Source organism: Mycobacterium sp. NGS64, from assembly GCF_059812245.1.
Genome location: NZ_JCALCI010000029.1, coordinates 1 through 443 on the forward strand (window position 1 = coordinate 1; position 443 = coordinate 443).

Below are 443 nucleotides of genomic sequence, written 5' to 3' on the forward strand. Positions count from 1 at the left end.
GCTGCCCGCCGTCTGCACCTTCTGGCCGTGAGCGTTGGCCTGCTCGTAGATCACCTGGAAGTTGCGACCCAACTGGGTGATGAACTCCTGGCAAGCCACCGAACCGGCGCCACCCCAGAAGTCACCAGCAGCCAGCACATCGCGAACGATGGCCTGGTGCTCGGCCTCCAACGACGCAGCCTGGGCGCGAATCGTCGCACCATGGGCATCCACATCGCCAAACTGGTAATTGATGGTCATGTTTTCCTCCTGAAATAAAAGTGTGGGGGCTAGCTGCCGAGGATCTGCTGAGAGGCCTGCTCTTGCTGCTCGTAGTTGTTCGCGTCGCGGATCAGCCCGTCACGCACACCGTGCAGCATGTTCACGATGTTGCGGAACGCCTGATTCATCTGACCCATGGTGTCGTAGGACGTCGCCTGCGCCTGGCCACTCCAGCCGGCACC

2 protein-coding genes are annotated in these 443 nt (G+C 61.4%); both read right to left on the bottom strand.

Annotation, left to right across the window (positions count from 1 at the left end; translation table 11 throughout):
* A partial coding sequence (locus AC5Y4S_RS29745) for a WXG100 family type VII secretion target (RefSeq protein ID WP_500036095.1) occupies positions 1-240 on the bottom strand: 240 nt, incomplete at its 3' end.
* Positions 241-269: 29 nt separating this feature from the next.
* Positions 270-443: WXG100 family type VII secretion target (locus tag AC5Y4S_RS29750; protein ID WP_500036089.1), on the bottom strand; the 174-nt coding region annotated here is incomplete at its 5' end.